Genomic DNA, 17,205 nt, shown 5'->3' with positions numbered 1-17,205 from the left:
TTAGCGACAGTGAGGCTATGGCCAAGAAAGACGGCGTCATCGAGATCGAGGGCCAAGTGGTAGAGGCTCTGCCCAACGCGATGTTTCGTGTTGAGTTGACCAACGGCCACAAGGTACTTGCCCACATTTCGGGCAAAATGCGTCAGCACTACATCCGCATCCTCCCGGAGGACCGCGTGATCGTGGAACTGACCCCCTACGACCTGACCCGTGGTCGGATCGTTTACCGCTACAAGTAGGGCGTGCTGTAAGTAACGGCCATGCCGCCACGACCCAGGTCGTGGGCGTCAGGCACGACGACAGCGAAAAGAGAGAACTATGAAGGTCAAGCCCAGCGTCAAGAAGATCTGCGACAAGTGCAAGGTCATCCGTCGCAACGGACGCGTCATGGTGATCTGCGAGAACCCGCGCCACAAGCAGCGCCAGGGCTAATCGCAGCACCTGCGTCACCGCACCACTGAACACCACAACGGCACTTCCAGATCGTTGCGCACCGTAGGGCGCGCAACGGGACACCTCGGGCAGGAGGCCCGGGCACCGGAAGTGCTCCACACCTCCACACACTCCTAGGAGAAGCCACCATGGCACGTCTCGCCGGCGTAGACATCCCACGCGACAAGCGCGTGGAAGTTGCACTGACGTACATCTACGGTGTTGGACGCACGAGGGCCCTCAAGACCCTCGCCGACACCTCCATCAGCGGAGACATCCGCGTGAAGGACCTCACCGACGACCAGTTGCTTGCACTTCGCGACTACATCGAAGGCAACTACAAGGTTGAAGGTGACCTCCGCCGTGAGGTTGCAGCCGACATCCGCCGCAAGGTCGAGATCGGTTCGTACCAGGGCATCCGTCACCGCCGTGGCCTGCCGGTACGCGGTCAGCGCACCAAGACCAACGCTCGTACCCGCAAGGGCCCGAAGCGCACCGTAGCCGGCAAGAAGAAGGCCCGCTAGGTCTCGACCTAGTCGCCTCGCCTCAAGGATTCAGGAGAAATCATGGCAGCACCAAAGACGGCTGTTCGGAAGCCGCGCAAGAAGGAAAAGAAGAACATCGCCGTGGGCCAGGCCCACATCAAGTCGACGTTCAACAACACGATCGTCTCGATCACCGACACCACTGGTGCGGTCATCAGCTGGGCTTCGTCCGGTGGCGTCGGCTTCAAGGGTTCGCGCAAGTCGACCCCGTTCGCCGCACAGCTCGCAGCCGAGTCGGCCGCGCGTCAGGCGCAGGAGCACGGCATGAAGAAGGTTGACGTGTTCGTCAAGGGACCCGGCTCCGGCCGCGAGACCGCAATCCGTTCGCTTCAGGCCGCTGGCCTCGAGGTCGGTTCGATCAACGATGTGACGCCCCAGGCTCACAACGGTTGCCGTCCGCCCAAGCGTCGCCGCGTCTGATCCTTCGGTGATCCGCGATCTGGCCCCGTCCATTCGACGGGGCCAGGTCGCGGCCCAGCGGACACAACTCAATACCTCGACATCGCAAGTGTCATATAGCGGACACTTAGCCGAAAGGAACCAATAGTGCTGATTGCACAGCGTCCCACGCTCACCGAAGAAAACATCTCGGAGTTCCGCAGCCGGTTCATCATCGAGCCGCTCGAACCCGGCTTCGGATACACCCTCGGGAACTCGCTCCGCCGCACCCTGCTCTCCTCGATCCCGGGCGCAGCGGTCACCAGCATCCGCATCGACGGCGTGCTGCACGAGTTCAGCACGATCCCCGGTGTGAAGGAAGACGTCACCGAGATCATCCTGAACATCAAGGGACTCGTCGTCTCCAGCGAGCACGACGAGCCGATCACGGCGTACCTGCGCAAGACCGGCTCCGGCCAGGTCACGGCTGCGGACATCTCGGCTCCGGCCGGTGTCGAGGTGCACAACCCCGAGCTCGTCATCGCCACGCTCAACGACAAGGCGAAGTTCGAGCTGGAGCTCACGATCGAGCGCGGCCGCGGTTACGTCTCGGCAACGCAGAACCGCAACGAGTTCAGCGAAGCCGGTCAGATCCCGATCGACTCGATCTACTCGCCGGTCCTCAAGGTCACCTACCGCGTGGAAGCCACGCGTGCCGGTGAGCGTACGGACTTCGACCGCCTCGTCGTCGACGTGGAATCGAAGCCGGCCATCACCCCGCGCGACGCGATCGCATCCGCCGGACGGACGCTCACCGAGCTGTTCGGCCTGGCTCGCGAGCTGAACACCGCGGCTGAGGGCATCGAGATCGGTCCCGCACCGGTCGACGCAGTCCTGCCCGGCGAGCTCTCGATCCCCATCGAGGACCTCGACCTGTCCGTGCGCTCCTACAACTGCCTGAAGCGCGAGGGCATCAACAACGTCAGTGAGCTCGTCGCCCTCTCGGAGACGCAGCTCATGAACATCCGCAACTTCGGCCAGAAGTCGGTGGATGAGGTTCGCGACAAGCTGACCGAAATGGGACTCTCGCTCAAGGACTCGGTTCCCGGGTTCGACGGCGCCCACTTCTACAGCGGCTACGACGACGAAACCGTCTGATCCAGTTCCGCGTTCCACACTGACGACTTCCAACCTGAAGAGAGACAACAATGCCTACTCCCACCAAGGGACCCCGCCTCGGAGGCGGCCCAGCCCACGAGCGTCTGCTGCTCGCCAACCTGGCGGCCGCGCTGTTCACGCACAAGCGCATCCAGACCACCGAGACGAAGGCCAAGCGCCTCCGCCCGCTGGCTGAGCGTCTGATCACCTTCGCGAAGCGTGGCGACCTGCACGCTCGTCGTCGGGTGCTTGCGACCATCACCGACAAGAGCGTCGTGCACGAGCTCTTCACGGAGATCGCGCCCCTCGTCGCCGACCGTCAGGGCGGCTACACGCGCATCATCAAGACCGGTTACCGCAAGGGCGACAACGCGCCGATGGCAGTGATCGAGCTCGTTCTCGAGCCCGTCACGCCGAAGGCCAAGCCGGCCAAGGCTGCTGCGAAGCACGCTGCTCCCGTCGAGGAGCCCGTTGCCGAAGCTCCCGTCGAGGCTGAGGCCGAAACCGAGGCTGCTGCGGCAGTCGAGGCGACCGACACCGATGCTGCCGCGGTCGACGCTGCAGACGAGGCGCCGGAAGCTGCGGAAGCAGAAGCCAAGTAGCACTCAGCACCACCCGCACGAAGCCCCGTCGTCCACTGGACGGCGGGGCTTCGTCGTGCACAGAGGACCGTCTCCTCCGCTGTATCCTGCCCAGGATCCTGCGCGGCCGGTGGCCTAGGCTGGAAGCATGAGTGAGCACATCGGCACCCTGCACGAGCGCGTCCCGGCACCCGCGGAAGTGACGCCGCCGACCCATCCGGACGTCGCGGAATGGCGTCCGGCGACGGTCGCGGACATCGATGCGCTGCTCGCTCTCCACCGTGCGATGTCCGCCATCGATCATCCGGAGCAGATCCCGAGCCGAGAAGACGTCGCGGACGAGTTCGACAACCCCGCCATCGACATGGCGGTGGACAGCATGCTCGGCTTCGCGGCCGACGGCGTCCTGATCGCGCACGGAGAGGTCTCGCTGCACCCCGACCACACGACGCGCATCCAGTCCCACCTCGGCGGGGGAGTCCACCCGGCATGGCGCGGGCGCGGCATCGGACGGGTCCTGCTGGCGTGGGAGGAAGCCCGTTCGCTGCAGCAGCTCGCCTCGTTCGACGTGGATCTGCCCGGCTGGTCGATGTCCTACGCGCAGGAGCGCAACACTGCGGCCGTTCGGCTCTTCGAACGCGCGGGTTTCAGCGCTGCGCGGTACTTCACGATGATGGAGCGGGTGCTCGCGGATGCGATCCCCGAACTTCCCCTGCCGGAGGGCATCCGCGTCATCGGCTACTCGCCCGAGTACTCCGACCGCACGAGGCTCGCCCGCAACGACTCGTTCCGTGATCACTGGGGGAGTCTCGCGACGCCCAGCACGCAGTGGGAGCAGTTCGTCGGCGGGCCCCGCTTCCGCAACGATCTGTCGGTCATCGCCGTCGACGAGTCGGACGAGGTCGTCGGGTTCGTGCTGACCGAGGTCGATGAGGAGGACTGGGCCGCCCAGGGCTTCTCGGGCGGCTACATCGCGCTCGTCGGAATCGTCCGGTCGGCTCGCGGCAAACGGCTCGCGCCGGTGATGCTGTCCGAGGCGCTGCGTCGTCAGCAGGCCGCCGGGTACGAGCGCGCCACGCTCGAGGTCGACACGGAGAGCCCCACGGGAGCGCTCGGCCTGTACGAGCGCATCGGATTCCAGGCGACGCACCGGGAAGTCTCCTTCGTCCGTGAGTACTGAGCCGATTCCGATCCATTCCGGCACGCATCGTTTCACGCTCGACCTCGCGTACGACGGCACGGACTTCGCGGGGTGGGCCATCCAGCCCGGCCTGCGGACCGTGCAGGGCGTCCTCGAGGAGGCGTTCGCGCGCATGCTGAGCCGAACGGGGGAGCCTCCGCGGCTCGTGGTCGCGGGGCGGACCGATGCCGGCGTGCACGCCGAAGGCCAGGTGGCACACATCGACCTCACCGACGAGCAGCTCGTGAAGCTCGCCCGCCGGCACGAGCGCCGTCTGGTCGAGGGAGAGGGCGTGCCCGTCACGGACTTCAAGGAGTCGGTGGGGGAGATGCTGGCTCGTCGCATCAACGGCTACCTCGGCATGTACCGCGATGTCGTCGTGCATCGCGCGACGCCGTCGCCGGACGGATTCGACGCGCGCTTCTCCGCCGTCTGGCGGCGGTACCGTTACCGGCTTGCCGACGAGGTCTCGGCGAAGGACCCCGCGCAGCGGCGGTTCACGACCTGGGTCTCGACCACGCTCGACCCCGACCGGCTGAACGACGCGGCGGCCCAGCTCGTCGGGCTCCACGACTTCGCCGCGTACTGCAAGCCTCGGCCGGGTGCGACCACGATCCGGACGCTCGAACGGTTCGTCTGGGGACGCGATGAACGCGGGGTCCTCGTCGCATCGCTCCAGGCAGACGCGTTCTGTCACAGCATGGTCCGCTCGCTCGTGGGCGCGTGCGTCGCGGTCGCGGAGGGCAAGGTCGACGAGTCCTACCTCGCCCACCTGCGCGACGGCGGATCGCGGACCACGGACTTCAAGGTGATGCCTGCCCGTGGGCTCACGATGACCGAGGTCGGGTACCCGGAGCCGGGCCTCCTGTCCGTCCGTGCTTCGGAGACGCGCGCGAGGCGTGCGCTCTGAGCTGTGACACGAGATTGACTGTGGGGCACCTATCGCGTAGGCTTGCTCGTTGGTGCCTGCGCCTTCTGCGGTGCGGTACCCGAAGTTGAGCCCTCCACCTCGGGCGTTCCCCTCGGAACACCCAACGGAGCGGGATTCACGGACAACCAACTCCGATCAGAAAGCAGCACTATTGTGACGCGCACCTATTCCCCGAAGGCCAGTGAAATCCAGCACGACTGGGTTGTCATCGACGCCACCGATGTGGTTCTCGGCCGTTTGGCCAGCCACGCTGCAGCGCTCCTGCGCGGCAAGCACAAGCCCACCTTCGCACCGCACATGGACATGGGTGACTTCGTCATCATCGTCAACGCGGACAAGGTGGCACTGACCGGCTCCAAGGCCGAGCAGAAGAAGGCATACCGTCACTCCGGTTACCCGGGCGGCCTCACGGCTGTGACCTACTCCGAACTCCTCGAGAAGAACCCGGTTCGCGCCGTCGAAAAGGCGATCCGCGGCATGCTGCCGAAGAACACCCTCGGCGCCAACCAGCTCAAGAAGCTCAAGGTCTACACCGGCAGCGAGCACCCTCACGCAGCTCAGCAGCCCAAGCCGTTCAACTTCGACCAGGTCGCCCAGTAAGCGCGCCGGACTAGATTAAAGGATTCCTACAGTGGCGAAGATCGCAGATTCCATCGAAGAAACCCCGCAGAGCTACTCGACCGAGACGCCTGCTGAAGCAGCTGTCACCGCGCCTCGCGCGGTGCTGAGCGTTCCCGGCGCAGCCGTGGGCCGTCGCAAGCAGGCCATCGCCCGCGTGCGCCTCGTCCCCGGCTCCGGCGTCATCACGGTCAACGGCCGTACGCTCGAGGACTACTTCCCCAACAAGCTGCACCAGCAGCTGATCAACGACCCGTTCACGGTCCTCGACCTGGCCGGCGGCTACGACGTCATCGCTCGCATCTCCGGTGGCGGCCCCTCGGGTCAGGCCGGCGCGCTGCGTCTCGGCATCGCTCGTTCGCTCAACCAGATCGACGAAGAGAACAACCGCGCAACCCTGAAGAAGGCCGGCTTCCTCAGCCGTGACGCTCGCGTCAAGGAGCGCAAGAAGGCTGGTCTCAAGAAGGCTCGTAAGGCTCCTCAGTTCTCGAAGCGCTAATCGCGCCCGGACGACTGTTCCATGCCTCAGCTGTTTGGTACTGACGGCGTTCGCGGCCTCGCGAACGCCGACCTGACGGCGGATCTCGCTCTCGGCCTTGCCCAAGCCACCGCAGTGGTGCTTGGGCAGGGCCGAAGTGCTGAGGCCCGCCGCGCCGCCGGGAAGCGCCCCGTCGCCGTGCTCGCACGCGACCCGCGCATCTCCGGCGAGTTCTTGTCGGCCGCCGTCGCGGCCGGCCTCGCGTCCTCCGGCGTCGACGTCCTCGAAGCAGGCGTCCTCCCGACCCCGGCGACCGCGTTTCTGATCGCCGACATCGACGCCGACTTCGGCGTGATGATCTCGGCATCCCACAATCCAGCTCCCGACAACGGGATCAAGATCTTCGCCCGTGGCGGCACGAAGCTCCCCGACGAGGTCGAACAGCGCATCGAGGAATACCTCGACAAGCCCAAGTGGGCGCCCACCGGCGCTGACGTCGGTCGCATCCGCCGGTTCGCCGACGCAGAGGACCGCTACGTCGTGCACCTGCTCGGCAGTCTCCCGCACCGCCTCGACGGCATCCACGTCGTCCTCGACTGCGCCCACGGCGCCGCTGCAGGCGTGTCCCCGGAGACGTTCCGGGACGCAGGAGCGAAGGTCACCGTCATCGGCAACGAGCCGAACGGCATCAACATCAACGACGGTGTCGGTTCGACGCACCTCGACCTCCTGGCGAAGGCCGTCCTCGAGCACGGCGCAGACGTCGGCATCGCGCACGACGGCGACGCGGACCGCTGCCTCGCGGTCGACGCTGAGGGCAACTTCATCGAGGGCGATCAGATCATGGCGATCCTCGCGGTCTCCATGAAGGAACGCGGCAAGCTGAAGGACGACACGCTCGTCGCGACCGTCATGAGCAACCTCGGTCTCCACGTCGCCATGAAGGAGCACGGCATCACCGTGATCCAGACGAAGGTCGGCGACCGCTACGTCCTCGAGTCGATGAACCAGAACGGGTTCTCGCTCGGCGGCGAGCAGTCCGGGCACGTCATCATGAGCGAGTTCGCGACGACGGGCGACGGCATCCTGACCGGTCTCCACATCGTGAGCGAGATGGCCCGCACGGGCAAGACGCTCGCGCAGTTGGCCGAGGTGATGCAGGTCTTCCCGCAGATCCTCGTGAACGTCACCGGCGTCGACCGCGATCGTCTCGCCGGCGACGAGGGCGTCGCCGAGGCCGTGCGCGAAGCGGAGGCGGAACTCGGCGAAGCCGGGCGCGTGCTCCTCCGCCCGAGCGGCACCGAACCGCTCATCCGGGTGATGGTCGAGGCCGCCGATCAGCCGACGGCCGATCGCCTCGCCCACCGTCTCGCCGATGTCGTGCGCGAACGGCTCGGCTCGTAACAGTACTGTTCGTAGCAGTTCGTCTGTTGGCTCGGTTCCGCTCCGGATCGGTACGGAACCGAGCCCACGCGTGTGGAAGAGTGGACGCATGAGTTCGACAGCGACCGGGACCGCCCAGGGCCAGGCATCTCCGTACGTGGAGATCGACCGAGCGGAGTGGGCACGACTCGCCCCCACCGCCAGCCTCCCGCTCAGTGAGACCGACGTCGTCCAGATCCGCGGACTCGGCGACCGACTCGACATGCGCGAGGTCGAGGAGGTCTACCTGCCGCTCAGCCGGCTGCTGAGCCTCTATGCGAAGAACACACAGGACCTCGGCCGTGCCACGAGCCAGTTCATCGGCGATCACGGCTACCGCACGCCGTTCGTCATCGGTGTGGCCGGATCCGTAGCCGTCGGCAAGTCCACGATCGCGCGCCTCCTGCGCGAGCTGCTCGCGAAGTGGCCGGACACCCCGCATGTCGAACTCGTCACGACCGATGGCTTCCTCTACCCGAACGCCGAGCTCGAGCGCCGCGGCATCATGGACCGAAAGGGCTTCCCCGAGTCCTACGACCGCCGTTCGCTCCTCCGGTTCATCACCGATGTGAAGAGCGGCGTGGAGGAAGTGCGCGCGCCGTTCTACTCGCACCTGCGCTACGACATCGTCCCCACGGCCCAGGTGGTCGTGCGTCGCCCGGACGTCCTCATCGTCGAGGGCCTCAACGTCCTGCAACCGGCGGCCTCGAAGAACGGCCTCGCGGTCAGCGACCTGTTCGACTTCAGCATCTACGTGGACGCGAGGACCCGCGACATCGAGGCCTGGTACGTCGAGCGCTTCATGGCCCTGCAGCGCGGCGCGTTCTCGAACCCGAACTCCTACTTCAATGTCTTCGCCGATCTCTCGGAGGAGGAGGCGAGGCGTCGTGCTTCCGGCTACTGGAAGGACATCAACGAGCCGAACCTGCTCGACAACATCCGTCCGACCCGCTCACGGGCCAAGCTCGTGCTCCGGAAGGACTCCGATCACACGGTCTCCTCGGTCCTGCTCCGCAAGCTCTGAGCGGCGCTGACGCAACGATGAACGGCCCGTCCGACTCCACCTGATGGGTGGGCGGACGGGCCGTTCGCGGTCGGCGCCTGCGTTGATCAGCCGACGCCCTCGAGGATGTCGGTCTCGGTGTTGCCGATGTTCCGGATGACCTCTGGGCGACGCTTCGCGAGGTACACGTACCAGCCGATCGCGACCGCGAGGGTGGCGAGGAACAGGTACGGGATGACGTTGAGCGGGAACGCCGGAACGGGCACGACGTTCGCGAAGAACACGTACGCCATGCTGAGGACGGCGATGACGGCGCACACCCAGACGAGGCCGTTCCGCATGCCCTCGCGGCGGGTGTAGACGACGCAGGCGATCGCGACGAGCGCATACGCGACCATGTAGCCGTACGTGCCGTACGTGTCGACCCACACGACGATGTTCATCGGGTCGACGCCGGACGCGATCATGATGACGTCGAGGAGGATGGCGGCGGGCCCGGCGACGAGCAGCACGCGGTGCGGGGTGAGGTGGCGATCGTGGGTGCGGCCGAAGCGCTCGGCAACGACGCCCTCCTTGCCCATGACGTAGACGATGCGGCCCACGACGTTGAGCGGCGCGACGACGACGGCGAAGAACGAGGCGCCGACGCCGAAGGTGAGGACGGGGGCGAACCAGGCCGGCATGCCGATCGTGGTCGCGATCTCCTCGAGGGGGCTCGCGCTCTCGCCGAGGCCGGCGCCGAGGACGACGACCTGCGTGTAGGCGGCGAAGACGTAGAGGAAGCCGACGGTCACGGCGCTCCACATGATGGCGCGGGGGATCGCGACGTACGGGTTCTTCGCCTCGCGGCCGAGTGCGTCCGCCGAGGAGAAGCCGACGAACCCGAGGATGCCGAGGACCATGCCGGCGGCGACGCCCTGGAGCGGCACGCCTTCGAGGCTGAACTGCGATGGGTCCCAGGCCCGCGGTCCGGCCCAGACGAGGGCGAGGACGAGCAGGACCATGATGATCGTGATGGAGACGAGCTCGAGGACGAGGGAGACGCGGGCGGAGAGACGGATGCCGCGGATGGTGAAGAGCGTGGCGAGGCCCCCGACGACGATGGCGATGATCGCGTAGGAGACGGGCCCGCCGACCGGAAGGCCGATCAGGACGAGGAACTGGTTGAAGTAGGACACCGCGCCGCCGAGGGAGCCTGCGGCGATGCCCCAACAGCCGATGAGGAGGGTGACGCCCGCGAGGTAGGCGCCGAACGGTCCGAGGCCCTTCGCGACGTAGGTGTAGAGGGAGCCGGCGGAGGCGTGGCGCTTCGCGAAGACCGCGACGCAGTAGCCGACGCTCAGGATCACGATCGTGGCGAGGACGAACGAGAGGATCGTGCCGTTGCCGGCGCCGAGGTAGATCGCGGCGGCGGTGAAGGCGATGACGGCGCTCGGGGCGATGTTCGCGATGGCCTGCGCTGCGAGCTCCGGCCCGCTCATGACGCCGCGGCGGAGCCCGGCGTCGGCGGGGGAGGACTGGCCGGAAGCTGGTCCGGACGGAGGTGATGCGGTGCGTGAGGACATGTGCAGGCTCTCCTATGAGTCGGGTCGGGTCGGGACGGGCGGTGGGGCCGAACGGGTGGGGTGTGCGGGGTACTGCTGCGGGGTGTCGCGGGGTGCTGGTGGTGGTGCTGGTGGTGCTGGTGGTGCTTGGGTCGGCGGAGACGTTCCTGGGGATCGAAACGCCCCCGCCGGGTCTGGGGTGCGGCTCAGGGGATGAGCAGCGGCTCAGGGGATGAGCAGCGTGCGGAGCGCGTTGCCGGACTGCAGGTCGTCGAACGCCGCCGCCGCCTCCGCGAGGGGCCGGCGCGAGGAGACGAGCGGGTCGAGCATGAGCTGCCCGTCCATGTAGCGGTCGACGAGAGCGGGGATGTCGATGGACGGCCGGACGCTTCCATAGTTCGAGCCGAGGATGCGCTGGTCGGCTTCGGCGAGGACGAGCGGTTCGAAGGACGCCTTCGCGCCGGTCGGTGGGAGGCCGACGATGACCGCGGCGCCGCCGAGCCCGAGCATCTGGATGGCCTGCTCCGTGGTGGTCGTGCGGCCGATGGCGTCGAACGCGTAGTCGGCGCCGTCCGGCAGCATCTCGAAGAGCGCCTTCACGGCATCGGTCTTCGACGCATCGATGCGGTCGGTCGCGCCGAACTGGACGGCGAGTGCGGTCTTGTCGTCGCGGACGTCGACGGCGATGATCCGTTCGGCGCCGGCGAGCTTCGCGCCCTGGACGACGTTGAGGCCGACGCCGCCGCAGCCGATCACGACGACCGTGGACCCGGGTTCGACGGCCGCCGTGTTGAGGACGGCGCCGACGCCCGTTGCGACGGCGCAGCCGACGAGGGCGACGACGTCGAGGGGGGCGTCGTCACGGACCTTGATGGCGCCGGACGCCGGCACGACGACCTCTTCCGCGAAGGAGGAGACGCCGAGGTAGTGGTGCAGCGGCTCGCCGTTCGTCGAGAGGCGCGAGGTGCCGTCGAAGAGGACGCCGAGCGGGGCGACCACGGTCGCGACCTTCTGGCAGCGGGCCTCGTGGCCGGAGCGGCAGTACCGGCACTCGCCGCACGGCGGGACCCAGGAGAGGACGACGTGGTCGCCGACGGAGAGCGAGGTGACGCCTTCGCCGAGTTCGACGACGACGCCGGAACCCTCGTGTCCCATCACGAGCGGGACTGCCGCATCCCATTCTCCGCGCTTGACGTGCAGGTCGGAGTGGCAGACGCCGGCCGCGGCGATCTTGACGCGGACCTCGCCCGCCTTCGGGCTCGCGAGGTCGACGTCGACGACCTCGATGGGTTCGTTGGGTGTGCGGAAGACGACGGCCTTCATGGGGTTCCTCTCGGGCTGGTCGGGCGGGACGATGGTGACGATCGGTGACGATCGGTGACGATGGTGACGATCGGGACGGCTGAGACGATGGTAAGGAGCCGGGTGCACGATGGCACTGTGAATTTGTGTGAATGGCCACGCATCTTTCGCCATCTCGTACACTCGTCTCATGAGTCGCGACCTCGCATCCGTCGTCCGAGCGCTCGGTGCCGAACTCTTGCCCGGCGCCGTGGCGACGACGGCGCAGATCGACCAGGCCGTGCGGCTCGTCGACTTCACGGTGCTCGCCCACCCCGACTTCGTCACGGTCGTCGTGGCCGATGCGGCGACCGCAGTGAGCGCGCTCGCCGACGGACCGGGGCACAAGGCGTCCCTCACGGGTGCCGCCCTCGTCGTCGGTCCGGCCTCCGAGGGTCAACGTCGACGACTCGCGGCATCCGGCACGACCGTGCTGTGCTGCGACGCGGACCCCGCCGTGCTCCTGCCGACGCTCGTCGCGCTCCTCGCGAACGATCAGGCAGCCGAGGACCGACTCGTCGCGAGCGGGACGCGTGTGCTGACCCAGGTCGCCAGGCGCGGCGGGGTGGGAGCGGTCGTCGCCGAGCTCGCGCAGCGCATCGACGGGTGGGCGGTTCTCCTCGACAGCCACGGGCAGACGATCGCGAGCGCCGGTGCCGGAGGCCTCCACGTGCAGGACGCGGTCGCCGTCGCGTTCCAGCGTCCCGTGCGCGTGCGCCACCCGGGTCTGCAGGTGCACCCCATCGGCCTCGGCGAGGACCTCGCGGCCCACCTCGTGATCTCGTCCCGCGAAGGATCGCTCAGCCGGAGTCGTTCCCTCGCCTCCCAGGCCGCGGCGCTCCTCGACCTCATCCTCCGCACGCACGACCACACGGTGACGGAACGGCTCGGCCGCGAGGTCATGATCGACGCGCTGCTCTCCGGCGACCCCGTCGAGGTCCGCTCCCTCCTGCTGCGCTGGGGTGTGCGGGAGACCGAGCTCACGGCGTTCGTCCTCTCATCCCGATCGAAGACCGTCGACGTCGAGCAGATCGCCAGCCGGTGGTTCGACGAGCTGGACTGCGAGCAGATCATGACGGTCAGGCACGGGCAGGTGCTCGGCTTCATCCGCGACGACCGGGTCGACGCGCTCGTGGACCGCATCGAGGCGTTCGATCAGACCGCACCCGTCCCCGTCCGATGCGGCCTCGGCGGAAGCGCCTCGCTCGACGCCCTCGCCCGGACGGCACGGGAGGCGGCGCAGGCGCACGAGGTCGCGGCGACCGACGGCCGCGTGCTCGCCAGGTACCGCGCCCTGCCGACGGTCAGCTACGTGTTCGACCGTCTCGACCCGGCCGCAGCCGACCAGCTCGCGACCGTGCTCGACGGCCTCCGAGACGGAGACGGTCGACACGGGGAGCTGACCGAGACGCTGCGCCGCTACCTCATTGAGGACGGCTCGTGGGGTGTGACCGCCGAGCGCCTCGGGATCCACCGTCAGACGCTCCGCACGCGGATGGAACGCATCGAAGAGCTGACCGGGCTCTCGATGGGGGATCCGGACGACCGCACGGCCGCCTGGCTGGGCCTGCGAGCACTCGAGCGCTGAGCCGATTTCGTGCGGCGTCCTCCCAAAACCGCGCGGTTATGCTCGTTCCTATGTGTGGAATCGTGGGTTACGTCGGAGACGACAAGACGGTCGACGTCTTGCTCGGTGGACTGAAGCGGCTCGAGTACCGCGGGTACGACTCGGCGGGCATCGCCGTGCTCGACGCGAACGGCGAACTGCACACCCGCAAGCGCGCCGGCAAACTCGTCAAGCTCACGGACGACCTCGACGCGAACCCCATCGCGAGCGGCTCGACCGGCATCGGCCACACCCGCTGGGCGACCCACGGCGGACCCACCGACCGCAACGCGCACCCCCACCTCGGTGACGACGGCAAGCTCGCCCTCATCCACAACGGCATCATCGAGAACTTCGCCGATCTGCGGGCCGAACTCCTCGCGGACGGCTTCACCTTCGAGAGCGAGACCGACACCGAGGTCGCCGCAGCCCTCATCGGCCGAGAGTACCGCGCCACGGGCGACCTCGCGGAGGCGTTCCGCCGGGTCGTCAGCCGCCTCGACGGCGCCTTCACCCTCCTCGCCATGCACCAGGACCTCCCCGGCGTCGTCGTCGGCGCCCGCCGCAACTCGCCGCTCGTCATCGGGCTCGGCGACGGTGAGAACTTCCTCGGCTCCGACGTCGCCGCGTTCGTGCAGTTCACGCGCCGTGCCGTCGCCATCGGCCAGGACCAGATCGTCACGATCACCCCGAACCAGGTCACCGTCACCGACTTCTTCGGCCAGCCCGTCGAGACCGAGGCCTTCGACGTGCAGTGGGACGCCTCCGCCGCCGAGAAGGGCGGCTGGTCGAGCTTCATGGCCAAGGAGATCAGCGAAGAGCCCGACGCCGTCGCCAACACCCTGCGCGGCCGCATCGCCGACGGCCAGGTCGTCATCCCGGAACTGAGCGGCCTCGACGAGCTCTTCAGCGAGATCAACCGCATCGTCATCATCGGCTGCGGCACGGCCGCGTACTCCGGTCTCGTCGGCACCTACGCGATCGAGAAGTGGGCCGGCATCCCCGTGTCTGTCGAACTCAGCCACGAGTTCCGCTACCGCGACCCCGTGATCGACGCCAAGACGCTCATCGTCTCGATCAGCCAGTCGGGCGAGACCATGGACACGCTCATGGCCGTCCGCTACGCCCGCGAGGCCGGCGCGAAGACGCTCTCCATCTGCAACACGCAGGGCGCCACGATCCCGCGGGAGTCCGACGCCGTCGTCTACACGCACGCCGGCCCGGAGGTCGCGGTCGCCTCGACCAAGGCGTTCGTCGCGCAGGTCGCCGCCATCTACCTCTTCGCCCTGCACCTCGCCCGCGTGCGCGGCGCGCAGGAGCCGGCGGTCCTCGCCGAGCAGGTGGCCGAGCTGAACGGCATCCCGGACAAGATCGCCAGCATCCTCGGCGCGTCCGAGAAGATCGCCCAGCTCGCGCACTGGATGGCCGACACGCGCGCCGTCCTGTTCCTCGGTCGTCACGTCGGCTACCCGATCGCGCTCGAGGGCGCGCTCAAGCTCAAGGAACTCGCCTACATCCACGCGGAGGGCTTCGCGGGCGGCGAGCTCAAGCACGGTCCGATCGCGCTCATCGAGCCTGGCCAGCCCGTCTTCGTCGTCGTCCCGAGCCCGCGCGGCTCCGCCGTCCTGCACCCGAAGGTCGTCTCCAACATCCAGGAGATCCGTGCCCGCGGCGCTCGCATCATCGCGATCGCGGAACAGGGCGATGCAGCAGTCCTCCCGTTTGCGGACGAGGTCATCCAGATCCCGCTCGCCGCGCCGCTCTTCGAGCCCATGCTCGCCGTCATCCCGCTCCACATCTTCGCGATGGAACTCGCGACGGCGAAGGGGCTCGACGTCGATCAGCCGCGCAACCTCGCGAAGTCCGTCACGGTCGAATAGGGCGTGGCGAGGCAGTCCACCGGTCCCGATGTGGCGGACCGGTCGGCCGTGCGCCTCGCCGTAGAGTAGAAGCATGATCATCGGCATCGGCGTGGACCTCGTGGACCTCGCCAGATTCGAACGCGCGGTCACGAGGACCCCCGGTCTCCGCGAGCGCCTGTTCGTCCCGGTCGAACGGGAGCTGCCGTTGCGTTCGCTCGCCGGCAGATTCGCCGCGAAGGAAGCGCTCATCAAAGCGCTCGGCTCGTCCGACGGCGTGCGCTGGCAGGAGATGGCCGTCGTCAACGGTCCGGAGGGCAGCCCCGATTTCCACCTGACCGGGGTGACGGCCGAGGTCGTCGCGGCACGCGGGATCACGAGCCTCCACCTGTCGATGACGCACGACGGCGGCGCCGCGGTGGCCTTCGTCGTCGCTGAGGGGGAGTCGCGATGAGGCAGACGCAGCAGACAGGAACGCAGCGGTCCGGCGCGCAGCAGCCGACCCGCGAGGCCATCATCGACCTCGATGCGATCCGCGACAACGTGCGGACGATCCGTCGCCTGACCGGGACCCCGCAGCTCATCGTCGTCGTGAAGGCCGACGCGTACGGCCACGGCGCGATTCCGGTCGCGCGCGCCGCCGTCGAGGCCGGAGCGGATCGCCTGGGCGTCGCCGACATCCGCGAGGCGCTCGTCCTGCGTGCTGCGGGCATCGACGCACCGCTCGTGGCGTGGCTGCACGGACCGGACGCCGACTTCGCCGCCGCGATCACCGCTCGCATCGAGCTCGGGGTGTCCTCGGTCGAACAGCTGCGCGCCGTGATCGCCGCCGGCGCCGTCGCCGCGCCCGGACGGCCCGTCGACGTCCAGTTCAAGCTCGAGACCGGCCTCAGCCGGAACGGGGCCTCCGCCGATCAGTGGCCGGCCCTCTTCTCCGAGGCGGTCGCGGCTGAGCGCGACGGTCTGATCCGCGTCGTCGGCGTCTTCAGCCACGTCTCGAACGCTTCGCCGGACGATGACGCCGACGCCGCCCAGCGCTTCGAGCAGGGCGTCGCCGCGGCGCGCGCCGCGGGTCTCACCCCGGAGACCACGCACCTCGCGGCATCGGCCGCAGCCCTCGCCCTCCCGACGCTCCGATACGACACCGTGCGCGTCGGCATCGCCGTCTACGGCCTGTCGCCGTTCGAACCGGACGCCTCCGCGGACCCGTCGACCGGACGCACCGCGGCGGCATTCGGGCTCCGACCAGCGATGACGCTCCGGGCGACCGTCGCCGCCGTGCGCCGCGTCGAGCCCGGCGCCGGCGTCTCCTACGACTACACCTACCGGACCGACCGGCCGACCACCCTCGCGCTCATTCCGCTCGGCTACGCAGACGGCATCCCGCGCAGCGCCTCCGGGCGAGGTCCCGTCGTCATCGGCGGACGCCGGTACCGGGTGTGCGGACGCATCGCCATGGACCAGTTCGTGGTCGACGTCGGCGACGACGAGGTGCACGTCGGCGACGACGCGATCCTCTTCGGCGACCCCTCCACGGGCGTGCCCGCCGTCGAGGAGTGGGCGGACGCCGCAGGAACCATCAACTACGAGATCGTCACGCGCATCGGACCACGCGTCACGCGCACCGTGCGGGAGGGACGATGACCGGTCTCGCGGACCGAACGGTCGACATCGGTACGCCGGAGTCCATGCACGAGCTGGGACTCGAGATCGGCCGTGCGCTCGTCGCCGGCGACCTCCTGGTCCTGACGGGTGCGCTCGGCGCAGGCAAGACGACGCTCACGCGCGGCATCGGCGAAGGGCTCGGCGTCCGCGGGCCGGTGACCAGCCCCACATTCGTGCTCGCCAGGACGCACCCGAGCCTCGTCGACGGGCCACCGCTCGTGCACGTGGACGCGTACCGCCTCGGCTCCGCACTCGAACTCGACGACCTCGACATCGACTTCGCACGCTCGGTCGTCGTCGTCGAATGGGGCGCCGGCATGCTCGACGGCGTCGTCGACCACTGGACCGAGATCGTCATCGACCGGCCAACGGGCGCGGGGACCGAGCACGTCCCGACGCCGGAGGGCGAGGAGCCCGTCGAGACGAGGCGCGTCACGATCACCGGGCGCGGGTAGGCTGGTCGG

19 protein-coding genes are annotated in these 17,205 nt (G+C 68.4%); 17 read left to right on the top strand and 2 right to left on the bottom strand.

The genetic code is table 11. From position 1 onward, the window contains the following. Positions 1 to 17: 17 nt before the first annotated feature. The 12 genes from infA (at position 18) to coaA (ending at position 8,747) form a co-directional block, all read left to right on the top strand. Positions 18 to 239 carry a translation initiation factor IF-1 gene (infA, locus tag ACQ3HB_RS11570; RefSeq protein WP_017885304.1) on the top strand — a complete coding sequence of 74 codons (222 nt, stop codon included), beginning with the start codon at positions 18 to 20 and terminating at the stop codon, positions 237 to 239. 79 nt (positions 240 to 318) lie between these two features. Then, a complete protein-coding gene (gene rpmJ / locus ACQ3HB_RS11565; RefSeq protein WP_021759549.1) occupies positions 319 to 432 on the top strand; it encodes a 50S ribosomal protein L36 in 114 nt (37 codons plus the stop codon). Positions 433 to 581: 149 nt separating this feature from the next. Continuing rightward, positions 582 to 956, top strand: a complete 375-nt coding sequence (gene rpsM, locus ACQ3HB_RS11560; protein ID WP_430920204.1) for a 30S ribosomal protein S13 — start codon at positions 582 to 584, stop codon at positions 954 to 956. Between the two features lie 42 nt (positions 957 to 998). Further along, positions 999 to 1,397, top strand: a complete 399-nt coding sequence (gene rpsK / locus ACQ3HB_RS11555; RefSeq protein WP_430920203.1) for a 30S ribosomal protein S11 — start codon at positions 999 to 1,001, stop codon at positions 1,395 to 1,397. A 126-nt stretch (positions 1,398 to 1,523) separates the two neighbouring features. Then, entirely contained in the window at positions 1,524 to 2,513 is a 990-nt protein-coding gene (locus ACQ3HB_RS11550) for a DNA-directed RNA polymerase subunit alpha (RefSeq protein WP_430920202.1), read from the top strand. A 50-nt stretch (positions 2,514 to 2,563) separates the two neighbouring features. Then, entirely contained in the window at positions 2,564 to 3,115 is a 552-nt protein-coding gene (rplQ, locus tag ACQ3HB_RS11545; protein WP_430920201.1) for a 50S ribosomal protein L17, read from the top strand. Positions 3,116 to 3,242: 127 nt separating this feature from the next. Beyond that, positions 3,243 to 4,274 (top strand): GNAT family N-acetyltransferase, encoded by a 1,032-nt coding sequence (locus ACQ3HB_RS11540; RefSeq protein WP_430920200.1) that lies wholly within the window; start codon positions 3,243 to 3,245, stop codon positions 4,272 to 4,274. Continuing rightward, positions 4,264 to 5,184, top strand: coding sequence for a tRNA pseudouridine synthase A (locus ACQ3HB_RS11535; protein ID WP_430920199.1), 921 nt, complete (start codon positions 4,264 to 4,266; stop codon positions 5,182 to 5,184). The genes ACQ3HB_RS11540 and ACQ3HB_RS11535 overlap by 11 nt, the downstream gene beginning before the upstream one ends. A gap of 174 nt (positions 5,185 to 5,358) precedes the next feature. Beyond that, positions 5,359 to 5,805, top strand: coding sequence for a 50S ribosomal protein L13 (gene rplM / locus ACQ3HB_RS11530; RefSeq protein ID WP_430920198.1), 447 nt, complete (start codon positions 5,359 to 5,361; stop codon positions 5,803 to 5,805). 31 nt (positions 5,806 to 5,836) lie between these two features. After that, on the top strand, positions 5,837 to 6,322 hold the full coding sequence (gene rpsI / locus ACQ3HB_RS11525) for a 30S ribosomal protein S9 (RefSeq protein WP_430920197.1): 486 nt from the start codon (positions 5,837 to 5,839) through the stop codon (positions 6,320 to 6,322). Positions 6,323 to 6,343: 21 nt separating this feature from the next. Beyond that, entirely contained in the window at positions 6,344 to 7,705 is a 1,362-nt protein-coding gene (gene glmM / locus ACQ3HB_RS11520; protein ID WP_430920195.1) for a phosphoglucosamine mutase, read from the top strand. An 88-nt stretch (positions 7,706 to 7,793) separates the two neighbouring features. Beyond that, positions 7,794 to 8,747: a type I pantothenate kinase gene (gene coaA, locus ACQ3HB_RS11515; RefSeq protein ID WP_430920194.1), complete on the top strand. Its 954-nt coding sequence runs from the start codon at positions 7,794 to 7,796 to the stop codon at positions 8,745 to 8,747. An 86-nt stretch (positions 8,748 to 8,833) separates the two neighbouring features. On the opposite strand, the gene ACQ3HB_RS11510 is transcribed toward coaA, so the two are convergent. Beyond that, entirely contained in the window at positions 8,834 to 10,207 is a 1,374-nt protein-coding gene (locus ACQ3HB_RS11510) for an APC family permease (protein WP_430920279.1), read from the bottom strand. A gap of 288 nt (positions 10,208 to 10,495) precedes the next feature. Continuing rightward, positions 10,496 to 11,593: an alcohol dehydrogenase catalytic domain-containing protein gene (locus ACQ3HB_RS11505; RefSeq protein ID WP_430920193.1), complete on the bottom strand. Its 1,098-nt coding sequence runs from the start codon at positions 11,591 to 11,593 to the stop codon at positions 10,496 to 10,498. A gap of 169 nt (positions 11,594 to 11,762) precedes the next feature. Between ACQ3HB_RS11505 and ACQ3HB_RS11500 the strand changes: the two genes are divergently transcribed. From ACQ3HB_RS11500 to tsaE, 5 genes are all read left to right on the top strand, one after another. Then, entirely contained in the window at positions 11,763 to 13,199 is a 1,437-nt protein-coding gene (locus ACQ3HB_RS11500) for a PucR family transcriptional regulator (RefSeq protein ID WP_430920192.1), read from the top strand. Between the two features lie 50 nt (positions 13,200 to 13,249). Then, on the top strand, positions 13,250 to 15,097 hold the full coding sequence (gene glmS / locus ACQ3HB_RS11495; RefSeq protein ID WP_430920190.1) for a glutamine--fructose-6-phosphate transaminase (isomerizing): 1,848 nt from the start codon (positions 13,250 to 13,252) through the stop codon (positions 15,095 to 15,097). Positions 15,098 to 15,170: 73 nt separating this feature from the next. Further along, positions 15,171 to 15,530 (top strand): holo-ACP synthase, encoded by a 360-nt coding sequence (locus ACQ3HB_RS11490; protein ID WP_430920189.1) that lies wholly within the window; start codon positions 15,171 to 15,173, stop codon positions 15,528 to 15,530. Then, positions 15,527 to 16,720, top strand: a complete 1,194-nt coding sequence (gene alr, locus ACQ3HB_RS11485; RefSeq protein WP_430920188.1) for an alanine racemase — start codon at positions 15,527 to 15,529, stop codon at positions 16,718 to 16,720. Before ACQ3HB_RS11490 ends, alr begins: the two co-directional genes overlap by 4 nt. After that, entirely contained in the window at positions 16,717 to 17,196 is a 480-nt protein-coding gene (gene tsaE, locus ACQ3HB_RS11480; RefSeq protein ID WP_430920187.1) for a tRNA (adenosine(37)-N6)-threonylcarbamoyltransferase complex ATPase subunit type 1 TsaE, read from the top strand. The genes alr and tsaE overlap by 4 nt, the downstream gene beginning before the upstream one ends. Positions 17,197 to 17,205 lie beyond the last annotated feature (9 nt).

The sequence above is a fragment of the Plantibacter lichenum genome (assembly GCF_050587525.1).
Taxonomy (GTDB): Bacteria; Actinomycetota; Actinomycetes; order Actinomycetales; family Microbacteriaceae; genus Plantibacter.
The sequence above is the reverse complement of the archived record's forward strand: the minus strand, read 5'-3'. Positions and strand labels throughout refer to the sequence as shown.

Coding starts and splice junctions, on each gene's coding strand:
- infA (WP_017885304.1), top strand. CDS start 18: ATGGCCAAGAAAGACGGCGTCATCGAGATCGAGGGCCAAGTGGTAGAG.
- rpmJ (WP_021759549.1), top strand. CDS start 319: ATGAAGGTCAAGCCCAGCGTCAAGAAGATCTGCGACAAGTGCAAGGTC.
- rpsM (WP_430920204.1), top strand. CDS start 582: ATGGCACGTCTCGCCGGCGTAGACATCCCACGCGACAAGCGCGTGGAA.
- rpsK (WP_430920203.1), top strand. CDS start 999: ATGGCAGCACCAAAGACGGCTGTTCGGAAGCCGCGCAAGAAGGAAAAG.
- rplQ (WP_430920201.1), top strand. CDS start 2,564: ATGCCTACTCCCACCAAGGGACCCCGCCTCGGAGGCGGCCCAGCCCAC.
- ACQ3HB_RS11540 (WP_430920200.1), top strand. CDS start 3,243: ATGAGTGAGCACATCGGCACCCTGCACGAGCGCGTCCCGGCACCCGCG.
- glmM (WP_430920195.1), top strand. CDS start 6,344: ATGCCTCAGCTGTTTGGTACTGACGGCGTTCGCGGCCTCGCGAACGCC.
- coaA (WP_430920194.1), top strand. CDS start 7,794: ATGAGTTCGACAGCGACCGGGACCGCCCAGGGCCAGGCATCTCCGTAC.
- ACQ3HB_RS11510 (WP_430920279.1), bottom strand. CDS start 10,207: ATGAGCGGGCCGGAGCTCGCAGCGCAGGCCATCGCGAACATCGCCCCG.
- ACQ3HB_RS11505 (WP_430920193.1), bottom strand. CDS start 11,593: ATGAAGGCCGTCGTCTTCCGCACACCCAACGAACCCATCGAGGTCGTC.
- ACQ3HB_RS11500 (WP_430920192.1), top strand. CDS start 11,763: ATGAGTCGCGACCTCGCATCCGTCGTCCGAGCGCTCGGTGCCGAACTC.
- glmS (WP_430920190.1), top strand. CDS start 13,250: ATGTGTGGAATCGTGGGTTACGTCGGAGACGACAAGACGGTCGACGTC.
- ACQ3HB_RS11490 (WP_430920189.1), top strand. CDS start 15,171: ATGATCATCGGCATCGGCGTGGACCTCGTGGACCTCGCCAGATTCGAA.
- alr (WP_430920188.1), top strand. CDS start 15,527: ATGAGGCAGACGCAGCAGACAGGAACGCAGCGGTCCGGCGCGCAGCAG.
- tsaE (WP_430920187.1), top strand. CDS start 16,717: ATGACCGGTCTCGCGGACCGAACGGTCGACATCGGTACGCCGGAGTCC.